General features: G+C 71.8%; 18 protein-coding genes and 1 pseudogene. 6 read left to right on the top strand and 13 right to left on the bottom strand.

The window, feature by feature from the left end; genetic code table 11:
* The first annotated feature begins 362 nt into the window (after positions 1-362).
* Positions 363-1,238 (top strand): homocysteine S-methyltransferase, encoded by an 876-nt coding sequence (gene mmuM, locus ABZS51_RS18075; RefSeq protein WP_355442074.1) that lies wholly within the window; start codon positions 363-365, stop codon positions 1,236-1,238.
* A 108-nt stretch (positions 1,239-1,346) separates the two neighbouring features.
* On the opposite strand, the gene ABZS51_RS18070 is transcribed toward mmuM, so the two are convergent.
* Positions 1,347-1,778 carry a DoxX family protein gene (locus ABZS51_RS18070; protein ID WP_310714200.1) on the bottom strand — a complete coding sequence of 144 codons (432 nt, stop codon included), beginning with the start codon at positions 1,776-1,778 and terminating at the stop codon, positions 1,347-1,349.
* An 85-nt stretch (positions 1,779-1,863) separates the two neighbouring features.
* On the opposite strand from ABZS51_RS18070, the gene ABZS51_RS18065 reads away from it, so the two are divergent.
* Positions 1,864-2,319 carry a MarR family transcriptional regulator gene (locus ABZS51_RS18065; protein WP_355441927.1) on the top strand — a complete coding sequence of 152 codons (456 nt, stop codon included), beginning with the start codon at positions 1,864-1,866 and terminating at the stop codon, positions 2,317-2,319.
* A gap of 10 nt (positions 2,320-2,329) precedes the next feature.
* On the opposite strand, the gene ABZS51_RS18060 is transcribed toward ABZS51_RS18065, so the two are convergent.
* Positions 2,330-3,034 (bottom strand): lysophospholipid acyltransferase family protein, encoded by a 705-nt coding sequence (locus tag ABZS51_RS18060; RefSeq protein ID WP_355442071.1) that lies wholly within the window; start codon positions 3,032-3,034, stop codon positions 2,330-2,332.
* A 146-nt stretch (positions 3,035-3,180) separates the two neighbouring features.
* Between ABZS51_RS18060 and ABZS51_RS18055 the strand changes: the two genes are divergently transcribed.
* Positions 3,181-3,939, top strand: a complete 759-nt coding sequence (locus ABZS51_RS18055) for an alpha/beta fold hydrolase (RefSeq protein WP_355441923.1) — start codon at positions 3,181-3,183, stop codon at positions 3,937-3,939.
* 46 nt (positions 3,940-3,985) lie between these two features.
* A complete protein-coding gene (locus ABZS51_RS18050) occupies positions 3,986-4,441 on the top strand; it encodes a hypothetical protein (protein ID WP_310714193.1) in 456 nt (151 codons plus the stop codon).
* Positions 4,442-4,468: 27 nt separating this feature from the next.
* Here ABZS51_RS18050 and ABZS51_RS18045 read toward each other — a convergent pair whose 3' ends face one another.
* The 7 genes from ABZS51_RS18045 to ABZS51_RS18015 form a co-directional block, all read right to left on the bottom strand.
* Entirely contained in the window at positions 4,469-5,575 is a 1,107-nt protein-coding gene (locus tag ABZS51_RS18045) for a hypothetical protein (protein WP_355441920.1), read from the bottom strand.
* Between the two features lie 48 nt (positions 5,576-5,623).
* Positions 5,624-6,346, bottom strand: coding sequence for an endonuclease/exonuclease/phosphatase family protein (locus tag ABZS51_RS18040; protein ID WP_355441917.1), 723 nt, complete (start codon positions 6,344-6,346; stop codon positions 5,624-5,626).
* An 18-nt stretch (positions 6,347-6,364) separates the two neighbouring features.
* Entirely contained in the window at positions 6,365-7,297 is a 933-nt protein-coding gene (locus ABZS51_RS18035) for an ROK family glucokinase (RefSeq protein ID WP_355441914.1), read from the bottom strand.
* A 12-nt stretch (positions 7,298-7,309) separates the two neighbouring features.
* Positions 7,310-7,879 (bottom strand): hypothetical protein, encoded by a 570-nt coding sequence (locus ABZS51_RS18030; RefSeq protein ID WP_355441911.1) that lies wholly within the window; start codon positions 7,877-7,879, stop codon positions 7,310-7,312.
* Between the two features lie 38 nt (positions 7,880-7,917).
* On the bottom strand, positions 7,918-9,138 hold the full coding sequence (locus ABZS51_RS18025; protein ID WP_310714186.1) for an ArsA family ATPase: 1,221 nt from the start codon (positions 9,136-9,138) through the stop codon (positions 7,918-7,920).
* Positions 9,122-9,559 (bottom strand): SRPBCC family protein, encoded by a 438-nt coding sequence (locus ABZS51_RS18020; RefSeq protein ID WP_355441908.1) that lies wholly within the window; start codon positions 9,557-9,559, stop codon positions 9,122-9,124. Before ABZS51_RS18020 ends, ABZS51_RS18025 begins: the two co-directional genes overlap by 17 nt.
* Positions 9,560-9,628: 69 nt before the next feature.
* Complete coding sequence (locus ABZS51_RS18015; RefSeq protein WP_355441905.1) at positions 9,629-10,396, bottom strand: metallophosphoesterase; 768 nt, start codon at positions 10,394-10,396, stop codon at positions 9,629-9,631.
* Between the two features lie 195 nt (positions 10,397-10,591).
* Here ABZS51_RS18015 and ABZS51_RS18010 point away from each other — a divergent pair, with 195 nt between their 5' ends.
* Positions 10,592-12,370: an AMP-dependent synthetase/ligase gene (locus ABZS51_RS18010; RefSeq protein ID WP_355441902.1), complete on the top strand. Its 1,779-nt coding sequence runs from the start codon at positions 10,592-10,594 to the stop codon at positions 12,368-12,370.
* Between the two features lie 319 nt (positions 12,371-12,689).
* Positions 12,690-13,076 (top strand): hypothetical protein, encoded by a 387-nt coding sequence (locus tag ABZS51_RS18005; protein ID WP_355441898.1) that lies wholly within the window; start codon positions 12,690-12,692, stop codon positions 13,074-13,076.
* A gap of 20 nt (positions 13,077-13,096) precedes the next feature.
* Here the strand turns inward: ABZS51_RS18005 and ABZS51_RS18000 are convergent, their stop codons facing one another.
* The 4 genes and pseudogenes from ABZS51_RS18000 to ABZS51_RS17985 form a co-directional block, all read right to left on the bottom strand.
* Positions 13,097-13,927 (bottom strand): carbohydrate ABC transporter permease, encoded by an 831-nt coding sequence (locus tag ABZS51_RS18000; RefSeq protein ID WP_355441895.1) that lies wholly within the window; start codon positions 13,925-13,927, stop codon positions 13,097-13,099.
* Positions 13,924-14,880, bottom strand: coding sequence for a sugar ABC transporter permease (locus ABZS51_RS17995; RefSeq protein ID WP_310714173.1), 957 nt, complete (start codon positions 14,878-14,880; stop codon positions 13,924-13,926). The genes ABZS51_RS18000 and ABZS51_RS17995 overlap by 4 nt, the downstream gene beginning before the upstream one ends.
* A gap of 7 nt (positions 14,881-14,887) precedes the next feature.
* Positions 14,888-16,183, bottom strand: coding sequence for an extracellular solute-binding protein (locus ABZS51_RS17990; RefSeq protein WP_355441891.1), 1,296 nt, complete (start codon positions 16,181-16,183; stop codon positions 14,888-14,890).
* A gap of 265 nt (positions 16,184-16,448) precedes the next feature.
* Positions 16,449-17,237 (bottom strand): annotated as a pseudogene (locus tag ABZS51_RS17985) (glycosyltransferase family 4 protein); the annotation flags it as partial.
* Positions 17,238-17,315 lie beyond the last annotated feature (78 nt).

Below are 17,315 nucleotides of genomic sequence, written 5' to 3'. Positions count from 1 at the left end.
GGGCAATGCGGAGAGAACCGGCGAAATCGCGCAGCGTGCCGAATGCGTTCCGCCCTCGTGGCGGCACCGTCCGGCACGACAGAAAGGGCCCGAATCACTCCCGAGAGCGTCGTGAGGGAATGTCGCGACTCGCGCCCTCAGCGTGACGCGACCCTGCTTGACGCCTTCTCCATGCCCTGTGACCTGCCGCCGCGCCTCCCGGGCCGGACGTCAGGCAGGTGCAACCACAATCGCCGGAAATCTGGCGTCAAATACGGACCAGGAACGACGGTCGCCTTTTCCGGTAAACGCGGAAACCCCGCGCCCACCGGCGTCCCCGAAATACCGCGCACCGTCCGGTCCGGTACGGCGCGGCCCATAGGCTGGAGCGTGTGAGCACTCTTGTCCTGGACGGCGGCCTGGCCACCCACCTCGAAACGCTCGGCGCCGACCTGAGCGACGAGCTGTGGTCGGCGCGGCTGCTGATGGAAGACCCGGACCTGATCCGGCGCGTCCACGCCGACTACTTCGCCGCGGGCGCCCACGTGGCGACGACGGCCAGCTACCAGGCGTCGATCCCCGGCTTCCTGCGACGCGGCGCGAGCGTGGCGCAGGCCGAGCGCCTCATCAGGCTCTCGGTCGAGCTGGCCGCGCAGGCGCGCGACGACGCCGGGGGTGGGCTGGTGGCGGCCAGCGTGGGCCCGTACGGGGCCTACCTGGCCAACGGCGCCGAGTACACCGGCGACTACGACCTCGGCGAGGAGGGGCTGCTGGCCTGGCACCGGCCCCGCTGGGAGATCCTCGCCTCGGCCGGCGCCGACCTGCTGGCCTGCGAGACCATCCCGTCGTACGCCGAGGCGCGGGCGCTGGCGCGGCTGCTGAAGGAGACGCCGGGGCTCAAGGCGTGGGTGAGCTTCTCCTGCCGGGACGGCGAGCACATCAGCGACGGCACGCCCATCCGTGAGGCGGCCGCCCTGTTCACCGGCGACCCGCAGGTGGTGGCGGTGGGCGCGAACTGCACCGCGCCGCGCCACGTGCCCGGCGTGATCGCGGCCCTGTCCGGAGGGCTGCCGGTGGTCGTCTACCCCAACTCGGGCGAGACGTGGGACGCGGAGGGCCGCCGCTGGCTCGGGCTGACCGATCCGGTGGAGTACGGTCAGGCGGCCAAGGAGTGGGAGCGCGCGGGGGCGTCCCTGATCGGCGGCTGCTGCCGCTCCACCCCCGACCACATCAGGCAGATCCGCACCCACCTGTCCTGACCCCCGGCCTGTCCTGACCAGCGGCCTGTCCTGAGCCCCCGGCCCGTCCAGCCCCGACCTGGCGTGGAGTGAAGCGGGCGGCGCCCTCCGGGCGCGGCCCGCCCCTGGTCAGGCCGAGGCGCCCACCGGTGTGTCGCGGCGGCGGCGCAGCAGCGTGTCCACCGCCAGGGCGCCGCCCCCGGTGAACCCGACCGCCAGCGCCCCGGCGGCGAGCGACAGGACGAACTCGTATCCGCCCTTGTCCGCGCCGAACCCGCTGGCCCCGTGGACGAACACGATCGCGCCCACCATGTCGAGCGCCAGCAGCGTGCCCGCGATCGGCAGCGCCGCGCCGAGGATCAGCGCCAGGCCGCCGGCCACCTCCAGCACCGCGATGGCCGGGGCGGCGACGCCGGCGAGCGGTACGCCGATCGACTCGAAGAACTTCGTGGTGCCCGCGATGCCCATGACGGCGAACTTCTGGTAGCCGTGCACGAGGAAGATGACGCCGAGCGCCACCCGGGCGAGCAGCAGGGCGACGGGGCGCGCCTGGTCGATCATGCTGTCTCCTCAGACAAGTGGTTCGTTCAGTTTTGAACGACTGTAGCAGGATGGTTCAAATCTGAACAACGCGTACACTTGGGCCGTGACGGACACCCGGTGGCTAGACGACACGGAAATGGCGGCGTGGCGCGCCTTCCTGTCCACCTCTCACCTGCTGGAGCGGCGCATCGAGGAGCAGCTCAAGGCCGCGGCCGGGCTGACGCACCCGCAGTACGAGATCCTGGTGCGGCTGGCCGACGCCCCCGGCCGCCAGTTGCGCATGACGGAGCTGGCCCGGGACGTGGTGGTGTCGAAGAGCGCGCTGACGTACCAGGTCACCCGCCTGGAGAGGGCGGGCCTGGTGGAGCGCACCACGTGCCCGTCGGACGACCGCGGCGTGCTGGCCGTGATCACCGAGGCCGGCCTGCGCTGCCTCGAACGCGTGGCGCCGGGTCACCTCGACGTCGTGCGCTCCTACCTCATCGACCGGCTCACCCGCGACGAGCTGGAGGTCATGACCACGGCCCTGGCGAAGACGGAGCAGGCCCTGAGGCGGTGAGGAGCGAAGGTCAGTGCTTGGCGGCGGCCCGGGTCGCGCGCTCCATCTCGACCTTGGCGCTGGCCGCGTACTTGTCGACGTACTCCTGGCCCGACAGCTCCATGAGCGCGTACATGATCTCGTCCGTCACCGCCCGCAGGACCAGCCGGTCGTCCTCCATCCCGTAGTAGCGGGAGAAGTCGAGCGGCTTGCCGAACCGGACGCCCGGCCGGATGCCCATCTTGGGCAGCGGGTGGCCGGGGGGCATCATCTCGAAGGTGTTGACCATGGCCCACGGGATGACCGGGGCGCGTGACTCCAGCGCGAGCCGGGCGACGCCCGTCTTGCCCTTGTAGAGGCGGCCGTCGGGCGAGCGGGTTCCCTCGGGGTAGATGCCGAGGATGTGGCCCTCGCGCAGCACCCGCAGGCCGGTGCGCAGCGCCGCCTCGCTGGCCTTGCCGCCGGAGCGGTCGATCGGCACGGTGCCCACGCCGCTGAAGAACAGCCGCGTGAAGAAGCCCTTGACGCCCCGGCCGGTGAAGTAGTCCGACTTGCCCAGCGAGATGACCTTACGGCGCAGCTGCAGCGGGCCGAAGAAGTGGTCGGCGAACGACAGGTGGTTGCCGGCGAGGATGACCGGCCCCTGTTTGGGCACGTTGTCCGCGCCCTCGGTCCAGGGCCGGAACACGAGACGGAGGAACGGCCCCAAGATGGCCTTGACCACCCAGTAGAACACCCGGCCACCTCTTCCTCTGCGCTTCATCTGTGAGCAACGTCATCTTCGCATCTCAGACTCGATGCTCCTACCCACCTCTCGCACAAAGGGCCTGGATCGTGCGACGATCGGGCAATTCCGGGATGAAATCCCTTCGAGGAGCTGTTATGCCGCTCATGCCAGGCGCGGAGCCGTACCATCACGAAGCAGGCCAGATCGGCGTGCTGCTCTGCCACGGGTTCACCGGCACGCCGCAGTCGCTGCGGCCGTGGGCGGAGTTCCTCGCGGAGCACGGCCTGAGCGTCTCGCTGCCCCGCCAGCCGGGCCACGGCACGACCTGGCAGGAGATGAACCACACCCGCTGGGAGGACTGGTACGCCGAGGTGGAGAAGGCGTTCGAGGATCTCCAGGGGCGCTGCGCCGAGGTGTTCGTGGCCGGCCTGTCGCTGGGCGGCTGCCTGGCGCTGCGGTTGGCCGAGGTGCACGGCGACGCGATCAAGGGGGTGGTGGTGGTCAACCCGTCGATCGCGAACGACGTGCCGCTGATGAGGCTGGCCCCGCTGCTCAAGTGGTTCGTGCCGTCGGTGCCCGGGGTGGCGAACGACGTGAAGAAGCCGGGCGTGACCGAGCTGGCGTACACGCGCACCCCCGTGAAGGCGGCCGCCTCGCTGCCGGGACTGTGGTCGCTGGTGCAGGCCGACCTCGCCCGGGTGACACAGCCGCTGCTGGTGTTCCACAGCACCGACGACCACGTGGTGAAACCCACCAGCGTGGCCGTCCTCCGGCAGAAGGTCCCGCAGGCCACGATCGAGGAGCTTACGGATAGCTACCATGTTGCGACGCTCGACAACGATGCCGACAGGATCTTTGCCGGTAGCCTCGGCTTCATCAGGACACATGCCTCGGTACCCTTGCAGAGGGACTGATCGCACCCAGGGGGAAGTCGCGATCGCTGCGGAGAGGCCCATCTAGGTGACGCCCCAGAGTGACGAGGACGAGGTCTGGCGGCAGATCGTCGCGTCCTTCAACGACACCGCCGAGCGCGACTCGGCCGATCAGCCGTGGCCGGACAGCGAGAACGTCCCCCTCGACCAGACGCACCGGGTGATCCAGCCCGCGGAGCCCGCGCCGGCCGAGGAAGCCGAGCCGGAGCGGGACGAGCACGACGATGAGGACGACGAGGGCCATTTCGAGCCGCCGCCCCCTCCCCCGCTGCCCAAGCTCGACCTGACCACCAAGCTGGCCTGGGCGGGGCTGTTCGGCGGGCCCGCCTACCTGCTGCTGGCCGCGATGGCCGACTGGCGGATGGAGGGCTGGGCGCTGTTCACGGCGGTGGCGGCGTTCATCGGCGGCTTCGTGGCGCTGGTGGTCCGCATGGGGGACGGCCCGCCGAACGACTCCGGCTGGGACGACGGAGCCGTCCTCTAGCTCCGGTCAGAAGGGGCGGAACGCGGTTCAGGAGTCCTTCGGCGGCGAGCCGCCCGGGCCGAAGGTCTCCACCACGTCGGTGTAGCGGTCGGCCGCGTCGACGGCGTGGCCCACGGCCCACACCGCGCCCTTGCCGGGCAGGTAGGTGACGGCCTGCAGCCGCACGCTGCTCCTGCCCTCCGCGGCCGCGCCCCGGATGATCTCGCAGTCGCCCTTCTCGCAGCGCATCATGAACGGCTCCGTCTCATGGGACGGGTCGTAGCCGGAGATCCAGTAGCGGCCCTTGCCGTCGCCGGTCACCCCGTACAGGCGGGCGTCGGTGCCGGGCAGCGGCACGCGCCGCCAGTGCTTGCCGTCCCACGACATCACGAGCGGCTCGACGTCGCTGGGCCCGTGGTAGACGCCGCCGACGGCCATGGCCCGCTTGCCGCCGTCGATCTGGACGTCGCGCAGGTAGCCGCCGGGCACGTCGGGCACCGGCATGGCCTTCCAGGTGTCGCCCGACTCGTGCATGATCAGCGGCTGGCTGCCGGTGTCGCCCACCGCGAAGCCCTCGGACACCGCGTAGAGGGCGCCCTCGATGTCGGTCTCCTGGACGGTCCACCTGCCGCCCTGCCCGGTGACGATGAGCCCGACCGTCCAGTCCTTCTTCTTCGGGTCGGGGTCGCGGGTCTTGCCGCGGCCCACGGCCACCACCCGACCGGGCCGGGCGTCGACCCCGCCGAGCCAGTCGCCGGCCCACAGGCCCGGGGCCCGTACCCGGTCGAAGCCGTTGACGTCGCCGTGCGCGATGTACGGGACGCCGTCGTGGCCGTCGCCCACGGCCCACACGTCGGAGGACGAGGCGGCGGCGACGCCGCGCAGGTTTCCCGCGCCGCTGGCGTCGCGGATCGCCACCTCGGCCCAGCGGGCGCCGTCCCAGTGGCGGATCGTGCCGCGGTTCTTCCAGACGTCCCAGATCTCCTGCTGCCCCACCGCCCACACGTCGTCGGCGGACAGGGCGGCCACGTCGGACAGCGAGCCGTCGGCGGTCAGGCGCGCGCTCGTCGAGTGCTGCCACGCCTCCACGGAGGCGGGGCGTGGCTCGGCATGCGCGGCGGGCGTGACCTGGGACCAGGCCAAGGGCGTCGCCATGATCAAGGAAAGCGCACACCGCCGGAAGCGACGGGTCATGAGCAAATGCTACGGGTTCATGACAGGTCCCCGGAGCCCAGCCCCCGATTCCAGCTCCGCGACCACCGGCAGGTGGTCCGAGGCCGCGGCCAGGTCGGCCGGGGCGGCCTCCGCCCCTCCGCAGGCGTGAACCCGCAGGTCAGGAGAGGCGAAGACCGCGTCGATGCGCGCCTGGGGGTGCCGGGCGGTGAAGGTCGGCCCGTCGCCCCGCGGCGCCGCCGGGTAGCAGTCGGTGAGGCGGGTGGCGGCGTAGCGCCAGGCCGGCTGGTGGTCGCGCTCGTTGAAGTCGCCGCACAGGACCGGCGCCGCGCCGAACCGGGCCGCCGCCGCCTCCAGCAGCGCCATCGCCTCGGTCACGTGGCGCAGCCGGGCCGCGCCGTTCAGGTCGAGGTGCGTGGAGCCGACGGCCAGCCGCGCCCCCTCCACCTCGACGACGGCGATGGCCAGGCCACGCGCCTCCAGGCCGGCGAAGATCCGCAGTACGTGGCTCTCGGCGTCGATCAGCCGTACCCGGGGCGCGGCGAACACGGCCACGCCGCCGAGCCGCCGCCCGGCCACGACCCGCAGCCCGCACGACCCCGCCAGCGCCTCCCGCCGGCTCCGCCAGCCGAGCAGCCGCGGCGCCTCCTGGACGCACAGCAGGTCGGCGCGGAGCGCGCCGATCACCCGGGTGAGCGCGGGAACGCTGTCCTTCATCCCCCGGACGTTGTAGGTCGCCAGCCTGACCGTCACGGACGGACCGTCATCCCGTCAGCGATGCCGGGCCAGGTCGGCGGCGCCCACCATCCCGGCGGCGGCGCCCAGCTCGGCCATGCGGATCTCGGGGAGCGGCCGGTGCCCGCGGCCGGTCAGCCGCCGGGCGAACGTCTCGCGGGCGCGGTCGAGGAACAGGTCGGCGGCGCGGGACACGCCACCGCCCACGATGAAGCAGCCCGGGTCGAGGACGGCGGCGAGGTCGGCCATGCCCTGGCCGAGCCAGTCGGCGAGGGTGGCGAACGCCGCCAGCGACGCCTCGTCGCCGCGCCGGGCCGCCTCGGTGACCTCCTCGCCCTCGATCTTGCCGTTGGCCAGGCCGAGCAGGATCTCGGCGCGCTCGGGCTGCTCCTCGGCGATGCGCCTGGCCTCCATGACCAGCGCGTTGCCGCTGGCGTACTGCTCCCAGCAGCCGTGCTGGCCGCAGCCGCACTGCCGCCCCTCGGGCACGACCTGCATGTGGCCGAGCTCGGCCGCCATGCCCCAGTGGCCGCGGAACAGGACGCCGTCGAAGACCAGGCCGCCGCCGATGCCGGTGCCGACCGTGAGGCAGACGATGTGGGACTGCCCGCGGCCCGCGCCGAACCGCGTCTCGCCCCAGGCCATCGCGTTGGCGTCGTTCTCGATCACCACGGGCAGGCCGACCATGCCGCTGATCTTCTTCTGCAGCGGCTCCTCGCGCCAGGCGAGGTTGGGCGCGAAGCGGACGACGGACCGCGTCTCGTCCACGAAGCCGGCGGCGCCGACGCCGACGGCCTCGATCTCCCGGCCCTCGGCCAGCTCGCGGACCACGTCCGCGACCGTCTCCGCGATGAGGTCGGGCCGGTCGGCCGGTGTCTTGCGCAACGCCTGCTCGACGATCGTGCCGTTCTCGTCGACGACACCCGCCGCGACTTTCGTGCCGCCGATGTCCACGCCGATCGTGAGCATTGCCGCAGCCTCCTATCCCAGGTCGATGTGCTGCACGGTATCGTGCCCGCGCTCGCTGTCGTCGCGCGACCTACGGGGGGAGGCCGGCTTGCTGAACGCGTCCAGCGTCTGCCGGAAGGCGGCGAACAGCTCGCCGCCCGCCGCCACGAGGTGGCCGGTCACGTCGCCGCCGGACTCGCGCTGGGCCGCGATGGCCCGGCACACCGGGCAGGCGCGGCAGATGTACTCGTCGTGGGGCTCGGAGACGGCCTCGCCCCACACGTCCTTCTCCTTGCGCCCGCCGCCGCCGAACGAGCCGCCGGCGAAGGAGTTGAGCACCGTCCGGCCGACCTGGCGGGTGGCGCGTCCCTGGATCGTGTCGAACAGCTTGCGCGCCTCGTCCGCGACCGTGCCGATCGGGTCACGGCCCAGCGGGTCCCGGCCGCCCGCGTCCCGGCCGCCCGCGTCGCGGCCGGTCCCGTCGCGGTTGCCCGCGTCGCGGTTGCTCGCGTCGCGAAGCGGGTCCCCGTGGGGGTCGGTGGCGCCGGCGTCTCTGTCGCGGGAGTCCCTCTCGCGGGGGTCCCTGTCGTTGTTCTCGGTCATCTGGCCCTCCCTGGCTCCGGAGCGTCCGCCCGTCTCGCTCACGTGGCGGCCGGCCCCTCGTCGTGGCCGCCGGATCCGCTCGTCGCGCCGGATCGGGCTCCCGAGCTGAACCGTACCCGCAGGACGCCGTCGAGGAGCACCGCGCCGGCGATCTCCCTGCGGGCCAGCGCCACCGGCAGCGCCAGGATCCTCCGGTACGGCCCCGCGGTGACGATCAGCTCGTCGCCCTTGCGCGCCAGGTCGACGTCGTCGCGGTCGGCGCCGGGCAGGTCGAGCTCCAGCTCGTCGGCGGCCAGCCGCAGCGGCGGGCGCACGCGGGGCGGCCCGAACGGGTCGGCGTCGCCGTACAGGCGCTCGCCGACGGCCGCCAGCGCGTCGACGCCCACGGGCTCGGCCGGCAGGTACGGCACGGCGTGCACGGGCAGCGGCGCGAACGACTCCTCGGCCTCGGCCAGCAGCCTCGTCTGGGCGTCCACCCACTGGGCCCGCCACTCGTCGGCGCCGCCGGCCGGGAACACCCGGTTGGCGATGACCGCGTCGACGCGGTAGCCGTACAGGTTGAGCGAGGTGAGGGTGCGCCGCGCCTCGGCGAGCACCACGGCCTCCGGCGTGAGCACGAGCCGCACGGACGCGCCGTCGCCGGTGAGCAGCTCGCGCACCTCCAGCAGGGCGCGGTGCAGGCGCTCACCCGCGCCGACCACCTCGTCGCCGGGGGTGCTGACGCGCGCGACGCTCCGCACGAACGGCGACGCGAGCTTCATGATCTTCCGGCCGACGGGGAGCAGCCTGCTCACGTGCCAGTCGAGCGCCTCGGGCAGGGCGAGCAGCCGCAGCGTCTCGGCGGTGGGCGCGCAGTCGACCACGATGACGTCCCAGACCCCGGACCGGGCGTGCTCGCGCAGCTCCAGCAGCGCGATGATCTCCTCGGCGCCCGGCAGGACCGTCACCTCCTCGGAGGTGATCTCGTCCAGGCCGAGCTCGGTGAGCAGGCCGCGGGCGTAGTCGCGCAGCTCGCCCCAGTGGCGTTCGAGGGACTTCTGCGTGTCGACCTGGTGCAGGTGCAGGCCGGGAGCGACCTCGCCGGGCTCGACGGCGAGCGCGTCGGCCAGCGAGTGGGCCGTGTCGGTGGACACGACCAGTGTCTTGAGGCCGCGCCGGGCGGCGAGCGTGGCGGTCGCCGCGGCGGCCGTGGTCTTGCCCACGCCGCCCTTCCCGGTGAACAGCAGGACCCGGGGCCCCACCTCAGCGGCCTTCGACACGCTTCTTCAGGCCCTTGAGGGCGGTGTCCACGATGACCTTCTCGGCCTTGCGCCGCAGCATGCCGATCATCGGCACCTTCAGCTCGGCCGCCAGTTCGTACGTCACCTCGGTGCCCGTGCCCGCCTCGGCCAGGAGGTAACTTCCGGCCAGCTCGGCGACCATCTTGCCCGGCTCGGCGACCCGCCAGGAGACGCTCTCGTCGTCGTGCCAGGTGTAGCCGAGGGTGTAGGTGTCGCTGATCACGCCGGCGTCGAGGACGAAGCGCACGGTCCCGGCCCTGCCGTCGGCGCCCGTGGTCAGGACCTCGGCGCTCTTCACCTGGCCCGCCCACTCGGGGTAGGCGGGGAAGTCGGCGATGATCGCCATGACGCGGGCCCGGCCGGCGTCGATGACGATGCTCGAAGTCGTGCGATCAGCCATGCGACCACCGTAATGCAGAATCCGCTCCTTGCGGCGGACCGCCGGACCCCGCTGATCACCATTCGCCGATCACCATTCGAGGACGTACGGAACGCCGGTTCCCCGGAAGTGGCCGACGTTCACGCACTCGGTGCGGCCGATGCGGGTGCGCCGGTACAGCGGCTGGTGGACGTGGCCGAAGAGCGCGTAGCGGGGCTGGGTGCGGCGGATCGCCTCCAGCGTGGCCTCGCTGCCCCGCTCGAGGCGCCGGGCGACCACGTCGTACAGGAGCTGGGGCACCGCGGGCGGGATGTGGCAGCACAGCACGTCGACCTCGCCGAGGGCCTCCACCTTCGCGGCGTACTCCTCGTCGCTGATCTCGTACGGCGTGCGGTAGCGGGTGCGCAGGCCGCCGCCGACGAACCCGAACCGCAGGCCGCCGATCTCCACGCTCTCGCCGTCGAGCACCCGGTGGCCGTCGCGCGTGTAGTCGGCCCACAGGCGCGGGATGTCGACGTTGCCGTAGGTGAGGTAGGCGGGCGTGGGCATGGCCGCGAACAGGCGCTCGTACTGGGCCCGCACCCGGCCCTCGATGTGCTCGCGCGGGTCGCCGCCGAGGCTCGCCCACAGGCGGGCGGACAGGGCGCGGGCCTCGTCGAAGCGCCCGGCGGTGCGCAGGCCGATGAACTCCGCGGCCCGCTCCGCGCCGAACAGCTCGGCGAAGATGCCCCGCGCGTGGTCGGCGTAGTCGACGAACAGGATCAGGTCGCCCAGGCAGACGAGCGCGTCCGCGCCCGCTCCGGCGGCGGCCAGCGCGTCGGCCCGGCCGTGCACATCGCTGATGACGTGAACCCGCATGCGGAAGATCCTAGGCGCGCCTTCGGCGGACCGCTGGTGGGAATTCCGGGCGGCTGCGAACGGGCTGCCGCACGATCGACGGCTGCTAGCGTGAGAAATTGCTTCATAACGCCTGGATGACGAGACTACCGATGGGTAACTTATCCCGGTAACGTCCAGGCCGTCCCCGAAGCGTGCACCTGGAGGAGTTGGTCCGTGCGCGAGTACAGCGTTCCCGTGCTGGTGGATGTTCCTGCCACCGCGAGCCTGCCCGACACGGTGTTCGACAGGGCCGAGCGGGAGCCTGGCAGGGTCGTCATGCGGCGCAAGGTGGACGGCGCGTGGGCCGCCGTCACCGCCGCGGAGCTGCGGGACCAGGTCGTCGCCCTGGCCAAGGGGCTCATCGCGGCGGGCGTCGAGCACGGCGACCGCGTCGCGCTCATCTCGCGCACCCGCTACGAGTGGACGCTGATCGACTACGCCGTCTGGTCGGTGGGCGCGGTGCTCGTGCCCGTCTACGAGACGTCCTCGACCGAGCAGGTCCGGTGGATCCTGACCGACAGCGCGGCCCGGGCGGCGTTCGTCGAGCTCGACGCGCACGAGGAGACCGTGCGCGAGGCCGCGCCCGGCCTGAAGGACCTGTGGCGGGTCGAGGCCGCGCTCGACGGCCTGCCGGGCGCCTCCGAGATCTCCGACGAGGACGTGGCCGAGCGCCGCCGGCGGGTGTGCGGGGCCGACCTCGCCACCGTCGTCTACACCTCGGGCACCACCGGCCGCCCCAAGGGCTGCCGGATCACCCACGACAACCTGCTCTACACCGGGCGCAACGTGGTGCGCGGGCCGCTGGAGCCGCTGTTCACCGGCGAGGCCCCGGCCGCGCTGCTGTTCCTGCCACTGGCGCACATCTTCGCCCGCATGATCCAGGTCGCGCTGGTCGAGGCCGGCGCGGTCCTGGCCCACACCCCGAACATGAAGAACGTGGCGCCCGACCTGGTCGAGTTCGGGCCGACGTTCCTGCTGGGCGTGCCGCGGGTGTTCGAGAAGGTCTACAACGGCGCCGAGCAGAAGGCCATCTCGGGCGGCAAGGGCGCGATCTTCGCCCGCGCCGTCGACACGGCGGTGGCCTGGAGCCGCGCCGAGAGCTCGGGCGGCGCGCCCCTCGGGCTGCGCCTGCGGCACGCCCTGTTCGACCGGCTCGTGTACGGCAAGCTGCGCGCGGCCACCGGCGGGCGCCTGTCGGCGGCCGTGAGCGGCGGCGGCGCGCTCGGCGAGCGGCTCGGCCACTTCTTCCGCGGCGCCGGCATCGAGGTCTTCGAGGGGTACGGCCTGACCGAGACCTCCGCCCCCTGCACCGTCAACATGCCCGGAGCCAACAAGGTCGGCACGGTGGGCAAGCCGCTGCCCGGGGTGACGATCCGCATCGGCGACGACGGCGAGATCCTGGCCAAGGGCCGCCACGTCTTCCGCGGCTACTGGAACAACGACGAGGCCACCAGCGAGGTGCTCGACGGCGACGGCTGGTTCCACACCGGCGACGTGGGCGAGCTGGACGCGGACGGCTATCTGCGGATCACCGGGCGCAAGAAGGAGATCCTGGTGACGGCGGCCGGCAAGAACGTCGCTCCGGGGCCGCTGGAGGACGCGCTGCGGGCCCATCCGCTCGTCTCGCAGGCCGTGGTCGTCGGCGACGGCCGCCCGTTCGTGGGCGCCCTGGTCACGCTGGACCCCGAGGCGCTGGAGCACTGGCGGTCCACGCGCGGAGGGACCGGCAAGGCGGCGGAGCCGAGCGCCGACCCGGAGCTGCGCGCCGAGATCCAGCAGGCGGTCGACCGGGCCAACGCCACGGTGTCGAAGGCGGAGCAGATCAAGAAGTTCGCGATCCTGGACGCCGACATCACCGAGGAGAGCGGGCACCTGACGCCGACCCTCAAGATCAAGCGCAACATCGTCCTGCGTGACTTCGCCGCCGACGTGGAGCGCCTGTACGGCTCCTGACCCATGACGTCGTCGTCGAGCCCGCTCAGCCGGCCCCAGGTGGATGAGCGTGCAGGCGGCGACCTGCTCGCCGCCGTCCCGCCCTGCACGACACTGGCCTGAGCTTCTGTCCGGTATCGCGGCGGGATGGCCCCCGACGCCTGGTGGCATTTTCCGGATATCTCGGTGTTTGCCCAGGTAGACGCCTCGAAAATGTCGAATCGGCGCCCGGAAAAGGCGCTCGGATTCCTCATTCGCCTGAGTACTCTTGCCCCAAGAAATCGGGACCGGAGATCCATTACATCCCCGGTCCCTACCGACGAAGGTAGGGGAGATTCTCTTGAGCATCAAGGACGCGGCGCTTCAGTTCGGCACGGCGATCGAGAACCAGCTGATCCAGGTCCGCGCCGACCAGATGGAGCTCGGCCAGCAACTGACCGAGCGGATCAACGGCGTCGCCAACTACGTCAAGGCCCTCGACGGCAAGCTGACCGTCCTGGACGGCAAGGTGGCCGTCCTGGACGGCAAGGTGACCGCCCTGGACAACAAGGTGACCGCCCTGGACACCAAGGTGACCGCCCTGGACACCAAGGTCGACACCCTACAGCACCAGATGACGGTCCTGCAGGAGGCCCAGACCTCGATGCAGGACACTCAGCGCACGATGCAGCAGACCCAGTTCGCCATGATGGACATCCTCGTCACCATCCAGGACAAGCTCAACTAGCCTCCGGCTCGCGGGAGGCGTCAGCCCTTGGTGGCGCCTCCCGTGAGGCCCTTGACGAACTGCTTCTGCAGCAGCAGGTAGAACACCAGGATAGGCAACGTGGCCAGGAACATCAGGGCGAACATGCCGCCGAAGTCCGCCGCGTACTGCCCGAGCGACTTGTAGATCCCGGTCATGATGGTGGTGCCCTCGCGGGGCCCGTAGATGATGAGCGGGTTGATGAAGTCGTTCCAGATCCACACTCCGAGGAAGATGAGCACGCTGGCCGTGGCGGGACGCAGCAGCGGGAAGACGATCCGCCAGAACGTCTGCCACCGCGTGGCCCCGTCGATGGCGGCGGCCTCCTCCAGCTCCCTCGGGACGCCCTTCATGAACCCCGAGAAGACGAAGACCCCGAACGGCACGTAGTAGCCGACGTTGAACAGCACGAGCCCCGGCAGCGTGGACATGAGGCCGAGGGCCCGCAGCACCTGCGTCATGGGGATGAGGATGACCTGCGGCGGGATCATCAGCCCGCACAGCAGCAGCACCATGATGGCCCTGGACCACCAGGCCGAGCGCCGGGCCAGGTAGTGGCCGAGCATGGCCGACAGCAGGGTCAGGATGACGATCGACAGCCCGGTGACGAGCACGCTGGTGCGCAGCGACGACCAGAAGAGGCTGTCGGGGCCGGTCAGGACGCGCCACAGGTTGTCCAGGGTGGGCGGCGCGGGCAGCGACATGGCGCCGCCGGCGACCTGCCGGCTGTCCTTGAAGACGTTGATCAGCGCGATGTAGAGCGGGATGAAGAAGACGCCGCCGACGGCCAGCGCGACGAGAGGGCGCAGCCACGGCGCGCGCGATCCGGTCACAGCTGCACCTCCCGTCGTTGCAGGAACCGCAGGGTGACGACCGACAGGGCGGCGATGAGGACGAGCATGACGATGGCCTCGGCGGAGGCGTAGCCGGTGCGGTTCTCCACGAACCCCTCCTGGAGGACGACGAACGCCACGGTGGCCGTGGTGCCGGTGCCGGGGCCGCCGTTGGTGATGACCTTGACGTGGTCGAAGATCTTGAACGCGGAGATCAGCAGCACGACGGTGTTGATGGTGAGCGCGGGCGCGAGCAGCGGCCAGGTGACGCTGCGGAAGCGCCGCACCGGGCCGGCGCCGTCGATCGCGGCGGCCTCGGCCAGCTCCTGCGGCACGCCCTGGAGGCCGGCGAGGTAGACGACGACGCAGAAGCCGAGCATCTGCCAGCAGACGATGGACGACAGGGAGTAGAGCGCGAGGCCGGGGTCGGACAGCCAGCCGGGCGGCTCGGCCACGCCCAGGCCGCGCAGCGCCTGGTTCACGGGGCCGTCGTCGGCGAGGATGCGGGTCCAGATGACGCTGATGACCACGGAGCTGATCACCATGGGGGTGAAGAACACGCTGCGCAGCGCGTTGTAGAGCCAGCCGCGCCGGTCGAGCAGCACGGCGATGGCGACGCCGAGCACGTTCGGCACGATGACCACGATGAGGGTCAGGATCGAGGTGACCCGCAGCGACTCGAGGAACGTCTCGTCCTGCAGCAGCAGCCGGTAGTTGCGCAGCCCGACGAACTGCGTGTCGGGCCGCAGCAGCGCCTGGTTGGTGAGGCTGTAGCCGAAGCTGAGCCCGATGGGCAGGACCACCAGGCACAGGTAGATGAGCGTGCCGGGCGCGGCGAAGGTCAGGAAGTGCCACAGTCCCGGCCCGGCCGGCCGCCGGGGCGCGCTCCGGCGGCCGGGGCTCCCCGACGTGGCGCGGCCGGGCCCGCGCCTGGTGGTGTCGACGGCCGTCAAGAGATCGTCACCCGGTCTTCTCCCATTCGGTGTCGAGGAACGTGAGCGCCTGGTCGACGTTCTTCCTGCCGCTGACGAGGTCCTGGGCGGTGGACCAGAACTTGCCCTGCATGCCGGGCAGCATGGCCGCGTCACCGGCCTCCCAGCCGAACGCGGGCACGGTGGCCTTCTCGGTGACCGCCTTCTGCCACAGGTCGTACACGGCCTTGAAGACGGGTCCGGTGTCGGAGGGCGGGGTGTAGCCCTTGACGGCGGGGAAGAGCGCGTCGGCCTTGACCGAGGCGTCGAGGTTCTCCTTGGTGAGCTGGAAGGCGAGCGCGAACTCCTTGGCGGCGGCCGGGTTGCGGGCGTCGGCGCTGACGGACAGGCCGCCGCCGGTGAAGGCCGGCAGGTGCAGGCTCCCGTCGTCGCCGGGCCAGGCGAACACGCCGATGTCGTCCTTCATGTCCGACTGGTCGGCCGCGGCGGCGAACCAGCTGCCCATGGGGTACATCGCGCCCTTGCCGCCGAGGAAGGCCTCCTGGGTCTTGGGGTAGTCCTGGCCGATCTGCCGCTTGTCGAGGTAGCCCTTGGCGGCGAGGTCGGCGAACTTCTGGGTGGCGGCCTTCATGGCCGGGTCGGCGGCGAACGTCGCCTGGCCGCCGCGCCGCCTGGCCATCCAGTCGGGCGTCCTGGCGTACAGGTCGGTGGCGAGGATCGCCGTCCACGGCTGGGAGGTGACGAACGCGCCGCCGCTGACGAACGGGGCGATGCCCTTGGCCTTGAGCTTCTCGGCGGCGGCGAGCAGCTCGGCGTAGGTCCTGGGCGGCTCGGCGATGCCGGCCTGCGCGAACAGCTTCTTGTTGTAGAAGACGTTCGGGATGGTCTGCGTGTTGGTCGGCAGCTGGAGGACCTTGCCGTTGACCGCGCCGCAGGTGGGGCAGAGGAAGTCCTTGAGCTCGGCCTCGGTCCAGGGGGCGAGGTGCGACTCCAGCGCGACGAGGTCCTGCATGCCGATCTGCACGTCGGGAAGCTGCCCGGAGGCGGCGAGCTGCTTGGCGTAGTCGTTGCGCTCCGACTCCGACGGCGCGGCGACCAGTTCGACGTCCAGGTCGGGGTGAGCCTTGGTGACCAGCTCGACCTGGGCCTTCCAGTACGACTCGGGCAGGTTGGGCGAGGGGAAGACGAGGAAGGAGACCTTCTGTTTCCCGCCCTCCGAGGAGGGCGCCGAGGACCGGTCGGTCCCGGAGGTGCCGCTGGAGCAGCCGCTGGATGCCAGGGCCACGGCGACCGTGATCGCACCGGCCGCTAAGAGCTTGTTCACTCGTGCCACCCTTCCGAGGGAGACCACGACTCATCCGACCATTGTGGGAGAGCACTGCGTCGCCGGACGAGCGACAGCCGCCTGTTTCGCGCAATAGGTAGGATCACTTGTACGTGCGCCCGCTCTCCGTTGTCAAGGCACATCGGTCATACGCCGAGCCTGAATGCGCCAAAGGTAGGATCACTGGCCGCTAGGGCGTGCGGACAGTGGTCGGAGTGGTCACGCGACGCCGGCGTACGCGCGGCGCCACCCGGGGGTGACCGGCTCAGAGGAGCGTCTGGAAACGGGTGGCGACCAGGTCCCAGGACCACTCGTGGGTGGTCCAGTCGCGGCCGGCGGCGCCCAGCTTGCGGGCCCGTTCGGGGTCGCCGAGCAGCTCCGCCAGGGCCGCGGCCACCTCGCCGGTGTCCTGCCCGTCGACGAGCAGGCCGGTCTCGCCGTGGCGCACCGCGTCGGGCGCCCCGCCGGAGGCGCCCGCCACCACGGGCAGCCCGGTCGCCGACGCCTCCAGGAACACGATGCCGAGCCCCTCCACGTCGACCCCGCCCCACCGGGTACGGCACGGCATGGCGAACACGTCGCCGGCCGCGTAGTAGCCGGGCAGCGCCGAGGCCGGGACCGTGCCGGTGAAGCGGATCGACTCCCGCCCGGCGGCCATCCGTTCCAGCCGGCGACGGTACGGGCCGCCGCCCACCAGCAGCAGCACGGCGTCCGGAACCGCCGCGACCACGTCCGGCCAGGCCGCGATCAGCAGGTCCTGCCCCTTGCGCGGGACCAGCCTGGACACGCACACCACCACCGGCCGGCCGGCCAGGCCGAGCTCCTCCTTGGCCCGGCCGGGCACCGCCTCGGGACGGAACCGGCCGGTGTCCACGCCCGGGGCCAGTTGTACGAGCTTGGCCGGAGGGATGGCGGCGGCCAGCCGGGCGCGCGTGTACTCCCCCAGGTAGGTGACCACGTCGGCGTGCTCCCCGATGCGGCGCAGCACCGAGCGGAACCCGGGCCCGGCCGCCCACGCCGCCTCGTGGCCGTGGGTGTCTCCCAGCTCAGAGCGCTCTGGCGGGTTCACGGCCGAGTTGCGGCCCACCTGGAGCCGCAGGAGTCCCTTTACACACTCCGTGTTCGATGAATA

Source organism: Nonomuraea sp. NPDC005501 (assembly GCF_040605905.1).
Lineage (GTDB): Bacteria > Actinomycetota > Actinomycetes > Streptosporangiales > Streptosporangiaceae > Nonomuraea.
This window is presented reverse-complemented; position numbering and strand designations above follow the sequence as displayed.